This window comes from Bradyrhizobium sp. SZCCHNGR1005, assembly GCF_032489995.1.
Lineage (GTDB): Bacteria > Pseudomonadota > Alphaproteobacteria > Rhizobiales > Xanthobacteraceae > Bradyrhizobium.
Window position 1 is genome coordinate 426,791 of the sequence record NZ_JAUEZC010000003.1, and the last position, 13,873, is coordinate 440,663.

Genomic DNA, 13,873 nt, shown 5'->3' on the forward strand with positions numbered 1-13,873 from the left:
GCGGGCGCTTGATCCGCGAACCGAGGACTGCGATGGTAACAGTCATCATAACTTGAAGAAAACGGGGAGGATGACGCAATGGCCAAAGTTCTGGTGCTGTACAAGACGCCGAAGAGCGCCGAAGCATTCGACAAGCACTACACGAATATTCATATCCCGCTGGCAAAGAAGATTCCGGGTCTGACGGCCTATGATATCAGCCGTGGTCCGGTCGCCGGGCCCGCGGGTCCGAGCAATATCCATCTGGTCGCGACGCTGACATTCGACACGATGGACGCGTTGAAGGCTGGAATGGGATCGTCCGAAGGGAAGGCCGCAGCAGCAGATCTTCCGAATTTCGCCGATGGCGGCGTCGATCTCTACTTGTTCGACACACAAAACGTCTGAGCACAGAGCGTCTGAATACTAAAGCGCGAGATCGCGATACCAAACAAAACTGCCAAGCCCTCGTGAGCACAATCCGGCTCAGTCGGGCTTGGCAGATCGTTCATTTTTGATTTGCGAGCCGCTTACTTGCGGGCCGCGCAGGCATACATGTTGATTTCCATGCCCACCGGCACTTCGACGATCTTCGGGGTTCTCCAGGCCATTTCAAGCTCCCAAGTTCTGACACTTTCATTTCTGGCGCGCTCATCGCACCGATGTTGAAGCTAGGACCGCATCAAGTCAAACGCAAGACCCGCGGCTAAGCCACGGAAAGCTCAGCGTCTATCGTCGCAACGGAGGCACCAGCCTATGCCCGGACGGCCGCGCCAACTCCCTGGCGTCGAGGGTTCCGTCGCTGTCCGCGTTCGCTGCATTAAACCGTGCCGTGACGACGTACTCGTCCAGCAGCTTCAAGGCACGGCGGCCTGACATCCGTCAAGATCGGGTCAGCGCTTGGGACTTGCCGTCAAGGCTCGTCGCGCGTTCGCGCCTTCGCAAGTGCGAGTCGCGAAGGGTGCCGACAGGATTCCAGGCAAATCCGAAGTAGCCGGCTGCAATCACGCCGATCTGACCGGAGCAGGCCGGTCATCCGTAACGACCGCATAGGTCTTGCCCTCGCTCACATGAATCTCGTCCGCGAAATAGGCGTCGGCCTCGCCACAACATGACGCGGGACATCGGGCTGCATCAACGCCTGATCCCATTCGCGCAACGCCAGATTCGAGGAATCAAGCTTCATGTCGCATCGCAACACAGAGGCGGTGCGATCATGCCAATTCCGTTTTCCCAGGAGCGGAATGAGTTAGAGCTAATGGAATAAGTACATCTGGCTCAGCGTCGTCACTGCCCTGCCTCGAATTGCGCTGCTTACGTTTTCGTATTGACGCTTTTTCGTTTCGAGCAGAGTGTTGTGCGTGCAGCGTCAGAATAGGCGCGCGAGAAAAGACTCGGGAGGAAATGAATGAAACGGATTGCGCTGGCCGCTGGCCTCGCGATGTTTGCATCGTTTGGCGCAAACGCACAAACCGCCGATCAGTTGGTGAAGGGTGCGACAGATACGTCGAACGTGCTGAATTATGGGATGGGCTATAATCTGCAGCGGTTTAGCCCGCTGACACAGATCTCCAAGGACAACATCAAGAATCTCGTCCCAGTTTGGAATTACAGCCTTGCCGACGACCGCAGCGAGGAATCGCAGCCGCTGGTGTACCAGGGCGTCATCTATCTCACGACGCACAACGCCACGATGGCAATCGATGCAAAGACCGGCAAGCAGATCTGGAAAAGCAAGATAGAATATCCGGCCGAGACCCCGCGTATCGTCTGCTGCGGCATCATCAATCGCGGCGCCGCACTGTTCGACGGCAAGGTCTTTCGGACCACGCTCGATGCCAATGTGATCGCGCTCGACGCGAAGACCGGCAAGGAGCTATGGCGGCAGAAGGCCGCCGACATCAAGGAAGGCTATTCGATGACCGTCGCGCCGCTGGTTGCGGACGGCATCGTGCTGACCGGTGTTTCCGGAGCGGAGTTCGGCACGCGCGGCTTCATCGACGGCTGGGATCCGGCGACGGGCAAGCATTTGTGGCGGACACATACGGTGCCGAGCCCGGACGAGCCCGGCGGCGACACCTGGAAGGGCGACACCTGGAAACTTGGTGGCGGCTCGACCTGGATCACCGGCTCTTATGATCCGGAGCTCAACACGGTCTATTGGGGTGTCGGCAACCCGGGCCCGTTCAACGCAGCGGTGCGTCCTGGCGACAACCTCTACACTTGCTCGGTGCTGGCGCTCGATCCGAAGACCGGCAAGATCAAGTGGCACTACCAGTTCTCGCCGAACAACCCGTTCGACTATGATTCGGTCGCGGAAATGGTGCTCGCCGACATCAAGGTCGAAGGCAAGCCGACCAAGGTGCTGATGGACGCCAACCGCAACGGCTTCTTCTATGTGCTCGATCGCACCGACGGCAAGCTGCTGGCCGCCAATCCATACGTGAAGGTGAACTGGGCTTCCGGCATCGACATGAAGACCGGCAAGCCGATCGAGACCGACGTCACGCGAGACGCGCGGGAAGGCAAGAAAGTCGTCGTCTTCCCGTCGATTCTCGGCGGCAAGAACTGGGAGCCGATGTCGTATAATCCGCAGACAGGCTTGGCTTATGCCAATACGCTGGTGTTCGGCGGTCACTACAAGACGGAGCCCGCGACCTACAAGGCTGGCGAATGGTATCTCGGCATGGACCTGACCGACCTCTGGGAATGGGGTAATGGTCCGCGCGGTCAGCTCAAGGCGATCGATCCCATGACGGGGAAGAGTAAATGGGAGCAGCCGAGCGATATTCCGCGCTTCTCAGGCGTGCTGTCGACCGCCAGCGGCATCGTCTTCTCAGGTCAGTTGACCGGCGAATTCGAAGCCTTCGACGCCGACAGCGGCAAGAAGCTCTGGCAGTTCCAGACCGGCTCGGGGATCGAGGGGCAACCCGTGACCTGGCAGCAGGACGGCGTGCAGTATGTCGCGGTGACGTCAGGCTACGGTGGCGTCTACTCGCTATTCTCCGGTGACGAGCGCCTGGCCAACGTTCCGGCCGGCGGTTCTCTCTGGGTCTTCGCGGTCAAGAACTAAGTATGGAATGCCCGTGAAGATAGATGCATTGATGTCGACGGCGGCGCATTTCGCCGCCGTCGGGGCGATTGCCGTCGTGCTTTGCACGACCGCGGTTGCCCAGCAGCAACAGGACGAAGGCGAAGCGCACGACAAAATCGACCAGGGCAAGATGACGTTCGCGCAGAAGTGCTCGCACTGTCACGGTCCCAACATGGTCAATTCTGGCACCATCACGCCTGACCTCCGGCGGTTTCCCGATGACCCGCCGCGCTTTGTCACGACGGTGAAGCAAGGCAAGAACGGCCGTATGCCGCCGTGGGGCGACATTCTCACGGACGACGACATCGCGGCGCTCTGGGCCTATGTGTCCAGTCGGAGGGCGCAATGAGCAGCGCGTTGAAAGCAGTCTGTTCCGCCGCCCTCCTGCTGACGACGCTCCTGCCGGTACAGGCCGCCGACAAGCCGCTGCGGGTCTGCCTGGATGAGAACCTGCCACCGCTCTCGGCACACCACCGGGGCAAGCCCGGCGCGGGCTTCGATGTCGCACTCGCGCAAGCCGTGGCCGATCGCCTCGGCCGCCAGCTCGAAATCCAATGGTTCGAGAGCAAGCTCGACGAGGACTCGAGCCCTTCGCTCGAAGCCAATGCGCTGCTATCCGACGGCCGTTGCGAACTGCTCGGCGGCTATGCCTTCACCCAGGACGCGCTGGTCGTGCCGGGGGCCAAGACCGCGAAGTTGCCCGACTTCGACGGCGCGACGCGGGAGGATCGGCGCCGACGTGTCCCGCTCGGCGTCCTGACGCCGAGCAAGCCTTACATGTTCTCGACGCTCACCGTGGTGCTGGGTCCGGACGCGAAGCAGCGGCACGTCGCAGGAATCGGCGATCTCGCCGGGCTGCGCATCGCAATCGAGAGCGGTACGCTTGCCGATGCGATCCTGATGACCTTCGACAAGGGGCGCCTGATCGACGACATCACCCATGTCGTGCCCGGGCGCGACGATCTGCTCGGTGCGCTGGAGCAAGGCAAATTCGACGCGACCCTGCTCGACCTCAGACGTTTCGATGCCTATCGCGCCGCCCATTCCGGCACCAAGCTGACGGGCTCCGGCTATCTTTATCCGATTGGGGTCAACCGCGGCTATGTCGCCCTGGCCGGCAATCCGGATCTGCTGACTTCGGTGGATCGTGCGATTTCGGAACTGCAGGATGCGGGCACCCTGCCCGAACTCGGCCGCGCGGCCGGCCTCACCTATCTGCCGCCGCGCGAGCCGATGATCCTGGGCGATGCATTCCAGAAGGTGCTGCACAGCGGCGCCCGATAGCGCCGCCCTCGGCATGCAAGAGCGGCAAGGGCGGTTGGGCCTGCGCCAAGAGCGTGAGTTACTTCAAGAGAGTCAGCCAGCCGTCGCCGCGCGGCCGCCCTTGTGGACGGATGACGGGACCACGCCGAAATACTTCCGGAACACACGGCTGAAATGGGACGAGCTGGAAAAGCCCCAAGAGAACGCTACGTCCGTGATTGTCTTGCCGGACTGGGTTTCGAGTTCCTGACGACAGTGCTGTAACCGAGCGCGCCAGATATAATCGCTCACGGTCATGCCACGGTCGCTGAACACCATGTGCAGATAGCGCTTGGTACAGCCAAGAGCCGCTGAAATCTCATCGATGCACAGATCGGGATCGCGCAGGTGCTCGCGGATGAACGCCTGGGCGCGGATATAGATGGCCTCCGGGCCGCCGCGATCGAACATCGCATCGGCTTCCCGCAGCGGCAGCAGCAGCAAGTCGATCAGCGATTCCGCCACGCCGACCGCGCTGTGCGGAGACAGCTTTGTGGCTTCGTCAAACGCGGCGTGCGCGACGTCATGCGCAATCCGTCCGGTTCCACTGCGGGCAGACAGCTTGCAGGCGACCATCTTGTCCAAACGAAAGCCGCGCTCGTGAAGCAGTTCCTTCGGCACGATGACGACCTCATGGCGCGTCAATCCGGGGCTGACGATCGTGTGCGGGCTGGATACGTCATAGGCCAGACAATCACCGGGCCCGATTTCGATGCGCCGCTCATCCTGCTCGAAATAGGAGATGCCATAGGTCTGGAACAGGATCTTGATATAGGGATGCTCGGTGGATCGGGCTCGTGCCAGCGTATGAGCGATGCGATGTTGGCTCGCTTCGATCTGGCAAAGCTTCAGTCGAGACATCGTCGTGTAGTTAATCCGGCCGTTGAATGACGATCCCTCCAGCGGATCAACGTCAAATCGGCCACACAGATCGGTCAGTGCGTCTGACCATCGCTGGAGCTGGGTTCTGGGCGTCAAGCCCGTCGTGTTGAGCGAGCGGATCGTATCGGGCATGTCCATCCACCGATTTCGAGATCGAACGCAACGGCCCGCCGCATAAAGGCGGGTGGCGAAAGTGAAGCTAAATTACTCCCTTTTTTGGGCAGCCGATTTGCTTTGTCCACCGGCCGCTTTGCCCACTCGCCGCTGCTCGTGCCGCACCACGAGCCCGAGAACGATCCTCGGACTTCATTTCAAAGCCGTCAAGAAGAACATCAACCTTCAGTCGAAGGTCGGGGGCATCCGGACCGTTGGTGCTCTGCAACATTCACATGCAGCCGTATGTTGCGGGCCAGCAAAGCAAAACTGTTTCGAAAAACTTCACTTCGGTTCACTCTAGAGCAAACGAGTTTCACTCTTGGGCAAGTTTCCCGATTTCGAACTGGATATGGATGAGTGCTGAAGAATGAGACTGGGCCGCGTCCCGCGGACCTGTGTTCAAAATGGGAGGATGGACGATGCGAAATGTACTGCTCGCAACCTGTCTGACGTCGGTCGCGGCGCTTGCCGCGGGTGGCGCATTGGCCAGCGATGAGCTGGTCAAGATGTCACAGAACCCCAAAGACTGGGTGATGCCTGCGGGCGATTATGCCAACACCCGCTACTCGAAACTCAACCAGATCAACGCCCAGAACGTTGGGAAGCTGCAGGTCGCATGGACCTTCTCGACTGGCGTGCTCCGCGGTCACGAGGGCGGCCCGCTGATCATCGGCAACATGATGTACGTGCATACGCCGTTCCCCAACAAGGTGTATGCACTCGACCTGTCGCAGGACAACAAGATCGTCTGGCGGTATGAGCCCAAGCAGGACCCGAACGTCATTCCGGTGATGTGCTGCGATACGGTCAATCGCGGCCTCTCCTATGGTGACGGCAAGATCTTCCTGCATCAGGCCGACGACAAGCTGATTGCTCTCGACGCCAAGACCGGAAATCTGGTCTGGAGCATCGTCAATGGCGATCCGTCCAAGGGACAGACCGGCACTTCGGCGCCTTACGTGATCAAGGACAAGGTCCTCGTCGGAACCTCCGGCGGCGAATTCGGCGTGCAGTGCAGCATGACCGCCTACGACATCAAGTCGGGCAAGCAGGTGTGGAAGGCCTATTCCGAGGGGCCGGACGACCAGATCCTGTTCGATGCCAGCACGACCTCGCTCGGCAAGCCGGTCGGCAAGGACTCCAGCGTGAAGACCTGGCAGGGCGATCAGTGGAAGATCGGCGGCGGCTGCACCTGGGGCTGGGTGTCGTATGATCCGCAGCTCGACCTCGTCTATTACGGCTCCGGAAATCCGTCGACTTGGAATCCGAAGCAGCGCCCCGGAGACAACAAATGGTCGATGACGATCTTCGCGCGCAACCCGGATACGGGCGTGGCGAAGTGGGTCTATCAGATGACGCCGCACGACGAATGGGACTATGACGGCATCAATGAGATGATCCTCACTGACCAGCAAGTCGGCGGACAACCCCGCAAGCTGCTGACGCATTTCGATCGCAACGGTCTCGGCTATACGCTCGATCGCGCAACCGGCGAGCTCCTGGTCGCCGAGAAGTTCGACCCGAAGGTGAACTGGACCACCGGCGTCGACATGGACAAGAACTCGCCGACCTATGGCCGTCCGAAGGTGGTCGCTCAATATTCGACCGACCATAACGGCGAGGATGTCAACACCAAGGGGGTCTGTCCGGCAGCGCTCGGCTCCAAGGACGAACAGCCGGCAGCGTATTCTCCCGACACCCAGCTGTTCTACGTGCCGACCAACCATGTCTGCATGGACTACGAGCCGTTCAAGGTGAGCTACACCGCGGGTCAGCCCTATGTCGGCGCCACCCTGTCGATGTATCCGCCTCAGGGCGACACCAACATGGGCAACTTCATCGCCTGGGACGGCAAGACCGGCAAGATCGTCTGGTCGAACAAGGAGCCCTTCTCGGTGTGGTCGGGCGCACTCGCAACCGCTGGCGGCGTGGTGTTCTACGGCACGCTCGAAGGCTATCTCAAGGCGGTCGACGCCAAGACCGGCAAGGAGCTCTACAAGTTCAAGACTCCGTCCGGGATCATCGGCAACGTGACGACCTATGAGAACAACGGCAAGCAGTATATCGCAATCTTGTCGGGTGTCGGCGGTTGGGCCGGCATCGGTCTCGCGGCGGGCTTGACCGATCCGACGGCCGGTCTCGGTGCGGTCGGCGGTTACGCGGCGCTCTCCAACTACACTGCGCTGGGCGGCACGCTCACCGTGTTCTCCCTGCCGCAGTAACCCGGGATTGCCAGCTTCCGGCGCATGAACTTGTTTCATGCGCCGGTTTGCCTGCCACCGAAATCAAGGATCAAGCTCTTGCGTAAAATCTGCTTTGCGGTCGCTGCGGTTTTCTGCGTGGCAGCCGGAGGAATGGGTGCGACGGGAACGGGAAATGTCTTTGTGGGAATTGCCATGGCGGACGGATCCGGCGATCCGACTGCGGTGAAGTCCGAAGATGGCAAATATTTCGATAAGGACGGAAACCCGACCTACAAGGTTGCCGCCGACGGCACCGTCGACTGGTACACCTACTCGGGATACCGCCGCTACCATTCGGAATGTCACGTCTGCCACGGCCCGGACGGAATGGGATCGACGTACGCACCGGCACTGAAGGATTCGCTGAAGACGATGAGCTATGGTGATTTCCTCGGCGTCGTCGCCAGCGGTCGCAAGAACGTCAGCACCGCCCAGGAGAACGTCATGCCAGCCTTCGGCGACAATCCAAATGTCGCCTGCTACATGGATGACATCTATGTCTATTTGCGCGCTCGCGCTAATGATGCGTGGGGACGTGCACGTCCTGCCAAGCACGAGGATAAGCCGCCAGCCTACACGGAAGCGGAAAATTCCTGCATGGGCAAACACTGATGGGGGATCGCGGCGTTTCAGCTGCCGGTCCTGGGAAAGAATAGGAGTTTAGAGATGAAAACGCGCGCCGCGGTCGCCTTCGAAGCCAAGAAGCCGCTCGAGATCGTCGAGGTCGACCTCGAAGGTCCGAAGGCCGGCGAAGTGCTGGTCGAGATCAAGGCGACCGGCATCTGCCACACTGATGCCTACACCCTGGACGGCTTGGACAGCGAGGGCATATTCCCTTCGATCCTCGGCCATGAAGGCGCCGGTATCGTGCGCGAGGTCGGCGCCGGCGTGCTGTCGGTGAAACCGGGTGACCACGTGATCCCGCTCTACACGCCGGAATGTCGCCAGTGCAAAAGCTGCCTCAGCCAGAAGACCAATCTGTGCACCGCAATCCGCGCGACCCAGGGCAAGGGCGTGATGCCGGACGGCACCTCGCGCTTTTCCTACAAGGGTCAGACCATCTACCATTACATGGGCTGCTCGACGTTCTCCAACTTCACCGTGCTGCCGGAGATCGCGGTGGCGAAAATCCGTGAGGACGCGCCCTTCGACAAGAGCTGCTACATCGGCTGCGGCGTGACCACCGGCGTCGGCGCGGTCGTGAACACCGCAAAGGTCACCCCCGGCTCCAATGTGGTGGTGTTCGGCCTTGGCGGCATCGGGCTCAACGTGATCCAGGGCGCCAAGATGGTCGGCGCCGACAAGATCGTCGGGGTCGACCTCAACGACAGCAAGGAGGAATGGGGCCGCCGTTTCGGCATGACCCATTTCGTCAATCCGAAGAAGATCTCGGGCGACATCGTCCAGCACCTCACCGCACTGACCGACGGCGGCGCCGACTACACCTTCGATTGCACCGGCAACACCGCGGTGATGCGACAGGCTCTGGAAGCCTGTCATCGCGGCTGGGGCGTCTCGATCATCATCGGCGTCGCCGAGGCCGGAAAGGAGATTTCTACCCGTCCGTTCCAGCTCGTCACCGGCCGCGTCTGGAAGGGCACCGCGTTCGGCGGCGCGCGCGGCCGCACCGACGTGCCCAAGATCGTCGACTGGTACATGAACGGAAAAATCGAGATCGATCCGATGATCACCCACACGCTGAAGCTCGAAGAGATCAACAAGGGCTTCGACCTGATGCATGAGGGCAAGTCGATCCGCTCCGTCGTCGTCTACTAACTCACCAACGGCAAGCACTAGGAGGATTGCGCCATGACTGTTCACATTCACCCCTCGGTCGACAACGGTGTCAAGCAGGGCTCGGGCCACTTCGCGGGTGGGACCTTGGTCTGCAAGTGCAAGGACAGGCCGGTCAAGGTCGGCGTCAAGGGTGACGTCGCCCACAATCACGCCTGTGGCTGCACGAAGTGCTGGAAACCCCAAGGCGCGATCTTCTCCGTCGTCGCGGTGGTACCGCGGCAGAACGTGACCGTGCTGGAGAACGGCGACAAGCTGCAGATCGTCGATCCCTCCGCGGTGATCCAGCGCTATGCCTGCCGGGAATGCGGCACGCATATGTACGGCCGAATCGAGAACACGGGCCACCCGTTCTATGGCCTGGACTTCATCCATCCCGAGCTGTTCCAAGAACAAGGCTCGGCTGCCCCCGGGTTCGCTGCCTTCGTCTCCTCAGTCATCGAATCCGGCGTCAAGCCGGAGCAGATGGGCGCGATCAGAGCGCGGCTCAAGGAGCTCGGGCTTGAGCCCTATGACTGCCTGTCGCCGGCCCTGATGGATGCAATCGCCACCCACGTGGCGAAAGCGAAAGCAGCGTAAGCCACGACGCTGCTGAACTAGGGGAACGCCGACGGGCGTCCCTTTTGGAAGCGTTCCTTCCTGACGACTTGGTGCCCCGCTTGTGCTTCTTGCGAGCGGGGCATTTTCTTGTCAGCGCACACGCATACGCCGGGTTGGCACGCCTATACGATCTTGATCGACATGTCCGGCAGGCCCTCGAGCTTGCACAACAATACGTCGCCCTTCACCACCGGACCGACATTCTCCGGCGTGCCGGAATAGATGATGTCGCCGGCCTTCAGCTCGAAGGCCTCGGACAATTTCGAAATCTGCTCGGCAACGCTCCAGATCATCTTGTCGAGGTTCGAGTTCTGCCGCACCACGCCGTTCACGGCGAGCGAGATTGCTCCCATTTTCAGATGCCCGACCTTCGCGACCGGATGAATCGGCCCGAGCACCGCGGCATGATCAAAGCTCTTGCCGATCTCCCAGGGCTTCTTCTCCGCGGCCATGCCGTTCTGCAGGTCGCGCCGGGTCATGTCGAGACCGACCGCGTAGCCATAGACGTGGTCGAGCGCCGCATCGGATGGAATATTGGTGCCGCCGGACTTCAGCGCGGCAACCAGTTCGACCTCGTGATGATAGTTCTTGGTCAGTGACGGATAGGGGTGATCGGCCACCTCGCCGATCGCGACGTTCTGGATCGCATCGGTCGGCTTCTGGAAGAAGAATGGCGGCTCGCGATTCGGGTCGGAGCCGCGCTCGATCGCATGCGCCGCATAGTTGCGGCCGATGCAATAGATCCGGCGGACCGGAAACACCCCGTCCTCGCCCGCGATCGGGATCGTCGTTGCCGGCACCATAAAGATCGGCTTAGGGCCGCCCTGGGCCGCAGCAGGGAGCGCTTCCGAGGCGACAGCCGCAGCCGCGCCCGCAGCCGCCGTGAGAAGATTGCGTCGAGAGGTGATGGTCATGACAAACTCCATTTTGAATGATCACGGACATCAATGCGCGAGCGGATCAGGCCGCATCTGGACCTTGAACACCTTGGGATAAGCCTCCTTCCCGCCCTCGCCATGGAAATTGGCACGGGTGCCGGACGTGGTCCAAAGGCCGCGCCCCTTCCAGCCTGCTGTGGGATCGTCGATCCGACCATCGACGTTCTTGGTGAAGAAGCCGAGCGGATACGGCACGCGTAAGGTGACGAATTCGCCGTTCACCAGGGCAAGCAGCGACTCGCCGCCGTTAGCGGAAGCGATCGGCACGTTGGCGCCGAGGCCGAGAATGTTGAAGCGATCGACCCAGAGATAATAGGCGTGATTGGCGCTGCCCTTTGGATCCAGCCCTTTGAACTGCGGACCCGGCATCCGGTACACTTTCCAGCCTTCCGGACATTGCTTGCCCTCGGCAGTGCCTGGCCCGTTCAGCGGACCCTTGCACAGGCTGCGGTCGAAGCTCGCGAGATGCCCGCTGGAGAGTGCAGTCCATACCACACCATCCAGCCCGATATCGATACCGCGTGGTCCAAACGTGCCCTCCGGCGGCTGATAGATCTCAGCGAGCGCCGTGTTGGCCGGATCGGCTCCGGGCACGACGCGGATGATGTAGCCGGGCTGATCCATGCGCGAGAAGCCGCGGTCCATCGATTGCCCCCAGATCGAATCATCGACCGGACTCGGCATGATGCCGTAGAAGGAGGCGACGACACGCTTGTCCTTGGCCGGGTCGAGCGGATCCTTCGGCCCGACGTAAACATCGCGCTTGCCGTTGCCATCGGTGTCGATCACAAGCGGTGTCCAGCCTTGCGCGGCGACACCATCGCGCGTCTCGCGGAACTGTTTCACATTCAGCCAGCCGACGAGACCACCGCCGAGGCCGGGACCACCCGCGCTCATCCACAGCGTATCGTTCGGATCGTGCCCGAAGTAGAGATGGTGGGTCGAGAAACAGGTGTTGATCAGATCCCATTGTCCGGTCGCGGGATCGAAGCGCGACAGCTGGCGCACCGAGGTGGCCTGCGGGTCGACCTGCGCGGACGGATGGCTGGAGCCCTGCTTGCAATAGTCGGGATTCTGCGGCGGCCGCAGGCGCGCGGTAAACCAGACCTTGCCCTGCTCGTCCATGATGACGTTATGAATGCTGGTGTGGCCGTCCCAGATCGGATCGTCACCCCAATAGGCCGAGGTGCCACGTGGCGCATCCGTCGACGACGGCGTGTTGGGATCGAGATAGGGCTCGGTGATGGTCGAAGCCACGTTCTTGACCGGATCGAGTGTCGGGATCAGGTCGGTGCTCTCCTCCGGCGAGCCGTAGATGAGACCATTGGCATTGACGCTCGGATTGCGCTTGTCGGTCGAGATCGCATCATGCTGATAGTGCGTCGGCGACGCCCAATCCCACATGGTGTAGACGACGTTGCGCTCGACGCCCCTCGGCCGCTCCGGCTTGTCGAACGGCAGCTCGCCGGCCGCGATGCGGTCGGTCCATTGTGAGAATAGCGCATAGACCTTGTCCGGTCCCATGCTGCCAACCACCGTGGCCATGTATTCCATCGCCTGGCCGGCCTGGGTTCGAATCGCCCAGGCCTCCTGCGAGTTGTGCCCTTCTAGGAAGACCTTCGGCACTTCGCGGATACCGCGCGATCCCAACGCATGACAGGACTGGCAGGCATTCTTGACCGTATCCACCCACTGCGCCTGCGACTTCATCGTCTCAGGCATCTTGTTGCCCTTGTCGCCCGTGCCGGGAAATTCCTCGGGCGCGGGAATGTCGAGCATCGAATACCAGTACATACCGGGATAGAGCTGCGCAGCAGCGGCTGGCGATGCTGACGGCACCGCATTGAAATCGACCGCCCTGCCCGGCCGCACCTCGATCTGCGCGGTGTCCTGCAGTCCGTAGCCGCGGACCCAAACTTTGTAGGTCGCATCGGGGAGTTCGGGGATCACGTAGCGACCTTGGTCATCGGTGACGACGACCTTGGCGTATTTGGTCGGCAGATCGCTGGTCTCGGCAATCACCCAGACGCCGGCTTCTGGACCGTTGGTCCCACTCACCTGGCCGCCGATGTCGTGGGCAGAAATCTCGATCTCGGCTGCGGCGGCGACATCGCTTGACATGAGCGGCATCGTCGCCATGCAGCCCATCAAGATGGCCTTGAGCTTCATGTTTCTCCCCTTTGTCGCCGTTGCCGCCATTTGTCTGGCGGCTCTTTTTTTCTAGCCGGAGCGCCCTTCGGACCTCGCGTGGCCGGCTGCTAGGCGGAAACAGACTTCTTCGCGATCTCCGTGGCGCTCGGCAGATTCTCGCTCGTCCAACGGGCGACCATTACGCCTGGCCGGCATCCCCGTTTCATTCGCATGGGTTGCGGAGCGGGATCAACCTGGTCTCGACTCATGCCGCATTGCAACGCCGATGAACTCCGCGTGAGGAGGTTAAGACTGGACGACCAATTCGCCGATCTGAAGCGCGACAAACTACGCGGCGACAAGCTCGCGACGCCAGGCGAGATCGCCCCCATGAATCGCTTCGTGTGCGCCGCTCCCGTCTCGCCGCAGGGCTATCGCCGGGATTGCCCCATAACGCCGCTGTGCCATTCTGCGCGCTCGACGCATCCCGCGGCGGAGCCATGGACGCGCGGTACACTTGATAGAGCATCAGCCGTCGAACTCGTCCACAAAGACCAAGGACTACGTGATGCCCGTCGACAGATCAGCCGCGTTCTGGGCGGACTTCGGAGAGCTCCACGCCAAATCATCAAGATTCTCACGTCCGGCTTGGCAGTGATGTATCAGCGCGGCTGACGAGCTCTTCATTGGTGTAGAGAGGCGTTATCACATGCGCCCCAAACACGCGGGCGCGCGCGACCATTCAACTCATTATC

The 13,873-nt window shown here is 61.2% G+C and carries 12 protein-coding genes and 1 pseudogene; 8 read left to right on the forward strand and 5 right to left on the reverse strand.

What is annotated here, in order from left to right:
• Window positions 1-78 precede the first annotated feature (78 nt).
• On the forward strand, window positions 79-387 hold the full coding sequence (locus tag QXZ85_RS14420; RefSeq protein WP_315704706.1) for an EthD family reductase: 309 nt from the start codon (window positions 79-81) through the stop codon (window positions 385-387).
• Window positions 388-509: 122 nt separating this feature from the next.
• On the opposite strand, the gene pqqA is transcribed toward QXZ85_RS14420, so the two are convergent.
• Together pqqA and QXZ85_RS14430 are read right to left on the reverse strand one after the other, a co-directional pair.
• Window positions 510-590: a pyrroloquinoline quinone precursor peptide PqqA gene (gene pqqA, locus QXZ85_RS14425; protein ID WP_083841505.1), complete on the reverse strand. Its 81-nt coding sequence runs from the start codon at window positions 588-590 to the stop codon at window positions 510-512.
• Window positions 591-708: 118 nt separating this feature from the next.
• A pseudogene (locus QXZ85_RS14430) lies at window positions 709-831 on the reverse strand (calcium-binding protein); the annotation flags it as partial.
• A 556-nt stretch (window positions 832-1,387) separates the two neighbouring features.
• Between QXZ85_RS14430 and QXZ85_RS14435 the strand changes: the two are divergent.
• Genes QXZ85_RS14435 through QXZ85_RS14445 form a run of 3 tightly spaced genes read left to right on the forward strand, consistent with a single transcriptional unit; the run spans window position 1,388 to window position 4,357 of the window.
• A complete protein-coding gene (locus QXZ85_RS14435) occupies window positions 1,388-3,052 on the forward strand; it encodes a methanol/ethanol family PQQ-dependent dehydrogenase (protein ID WP_315806407.1) in 1,665 nt (554 codons plus the stop codon).
• 7 nt (window positions 3,053-3,059) lie between these two features.
• Window positions 3,060-3,422 carry a cytochrome c gene (locus tag QXZ85_RS14440; protein ID WP_316174336.1) on the forward strand — a complete coding sequence of 121 codons (363 nt, stop codon included), beginning with the start codon at window positions 3,060-3,062 and terminating at the stop codon, window positions 3,420-3,422.
• Window positions 3,419-4,357 carry a transporter substrate-binding domain-containing protein gene (locus tag QXZ85_RS14445; protein ID WP_316174338.1) on the forward strand — a complete coding sequence of 313 codons (939 nt, stop codon included), beginning with the start codon at window positions 3,419-3,421 and terminating at the stop codon, window positions 4,355-4,357. Before QXZ85_RS14440 ends, QXZ85_RS14445 begins: the two co-directional genes overlap by 4 nt.
• Window positions 4,358-4,429: 72 nt before the next feature.
• On the opposite strand, the gene QXZ85_RS14450 is transcribed toward QXZ85_RS14445, so the two are convergent.
• Entirely contained in the window at window positions 4,430-5,389 is a 960-nt protein-coding gene (locus QXZ85_RS14450) for a helix-turn-helix domain-containing protein (RefSeq protein WP_315704968.1), read from the reverse strand.
• A 443-nt stretch (window positions 5,390-5,832) separates the two neighbouring features.
• Between QXZ85_RS14450 and xoxF5 the strand changes: the two genes are divergently transcribed.
• The 4 genes from xoxF5 to gfa all read left to right on the forward strand — a co-directional run bounded on the left by xoxF5 (window position 5,833) and on the right by gfa (window position 10,029).
• Window positions 5,833-7,635, forward strand: coding sequence for a lanthanide-dependent methanol dehydrogenase XoxF5 (gene xoxF5 / locus QXZ85_RS14455; protein ID WP_315704710.1), 1,803 nt, complete (start codon window positions 5,833-5,835; stop codon window positions 7,633-7,635).
• A gap of 132 nt (window positions 7,636-7,767) precedes the next feature.
• Window positions 7,768-8,268, forward strand: coding sequence for a c-type cytochrome, methanol metabolism-related (locus QXZ85_RS14460; protein WP_315704969.1), 501 nt, complete (start codon window positions 7,768-7,770; stop codon window positions 8,266-8,268).
• A gap of 54 nt (window positions 8,269-8,322) precedes the next feature.
• Window positions 8,323-9,432 (forward strand): S-(hydroxymethyl)glutathione dehydrogenase/class III alcohol dehydrogenase, encoded by a 1,110-nt coding sequence (locus tag QXZ85_RS14465; protein WP_315704711.1) that lies wholly within the window; start codon window positions 8,323-8,325, stop codon window positions 9,430-9,432.
• Window positions 9,433-9,465: 33 nt separating this feature from the next.
• Window positions 9,466-10,029 carry an S-(hydroxymethyl)glutathione synthase gene (gene gfa / locus QXZ85_RS14470; protein ID WP_315704712.1) on the forward strand — a complete coding sequence of 188 codons (564 nt, stop codon included), beginning with the start codon at window positions 9,466-9,468 and terminating at the stop codon, window positions 10,027-10,029.
• A gap of 143 nt (window positions 10,030-10,172) precedes the next feature.
• Here gfa and QXZ85_RS14475 read toward each other — a convergent pair whose 3' ends face one another.
• The gene (locus QXZ85_RS14475; protein ID WP_315704713.1) at window positions 10,173-10,964 is read right to left on the reverse strand and encodes a fumarylacetoacetate hydrolase family protein; all 792 of its coding nucleotides are present in this window, start codon (window positions 10,962-10,964) and stop codon (window positions 10,173-10,175) included.
• A 30-nt stretch (window positions 10,965-10,994) separates the two neighbouring features.
• Window positions 10,995-13,157: a carboxypeptidase regulatory-like domain-containing protein gene (locus QXZ85_RS14480; RefSeq protein ID WP_315704714.1), complete on the reverse strand. Its 2,163-nt coding sequence runs from the start codon at window positions 13,155-13,157 to the stop codon at window positions 10,995-10,997.
• Between the last annotated feature and the right edge of the window lie 716 nt (window positions 13,158-13,873).

What these genes read in the sequence shown, in the direction of transcription:
- QXZ85_RS14420 (WP_315704706.1), top strand. Translation starts at nt 79, where the DNA reads ATGGCCAAAGTTCTGGTGCTGTACAAGACGCCGAAGAGCGCCGAAGCA.
- pqqA (WP_083841505.1), bottom strand. Translation starts at nt 590, where the DNA reads ATGGCCTGGAGAACCCCGAAGATCGTCGAAGTGCCGGTGGGCATGGAA.
- QXZ85_RS14435 (WP_315806407.1), top strand. Translation starts at nt 1,388, where the DNA reads ATGAAACGGATTGCGCTGGCCGCTGGCCTCGCGATGTTTGCATCGTTT.
- QXZ85_RS14440 (WP_316174336.1), top strand. Translation starts at nt 3,060, where the DNA reads ATGCCCGTGAAGATAGATGCATTGATGTCGACGGCGGCGCATTTCGCC.
- QXZ85_RS14445 (WP_316174338.1), top strand. Translation starts at nt 3,419, where the DNA reads ATGAGCAGCGCGTTGAAAGCAGTCTGTTCCGCCGCCCTCCTGCTGACG.
- QXZ85_RS14450 (WP_315704968.1), bottom strand. Translation starts at nt 5,389, where the DNA reads ATGCCCGATACGATCCGCTCGCTCAACACGACGGGCTTGACGCCCAGA.
- xoxF5 (WP_315704710.1), top strand. Translation starts at nt 5,833, where the DNA reads ATGCGAAATGTACTGCTCGCAACCTGTCTGACGTCGGTCGCGGCGCTT.
- QXZ85_RS14460 (WP_315704969.1), top strand. Translation starts at nt 7,768, where the DNA reads ATGGGTGCGACGGGAACGGGAAATGTCTTTGTGGGAATTGCCATGGCG.
- QXZ85_RS14465 (WP_315704711.1), top strand. Translation starts at nt 8,323, where the DNA reads ATGAAAACGCGCGCCGCGGTCGCCTTCGAAGCCAAGAAGCCGCTCGAG.
- gfa (WP_315704712.1), top strand. Translation starts at nt 9,466, where the DNA reads ATGACTGTTCACATTCACCCCTCGGTCGACAACGGTGTCAAGCAGGGC.
- QXZ85_RS14475 (WP_315704713.1), bottom strand. Translation starts at nt 10,964, where the DNA reads ATGACCATCACCTCTCGACGCAATCTTCTCACGGCGGCTGCGGGCGCG.
- QXZ85_RS14480 (WP_315704714.1), bottom strand. Translation starts at nt 13,157, where the DNA reads ATGAAGCTCAAGGCCATCTTGATGGGCTGCATGGCGACGATGCCGCTC.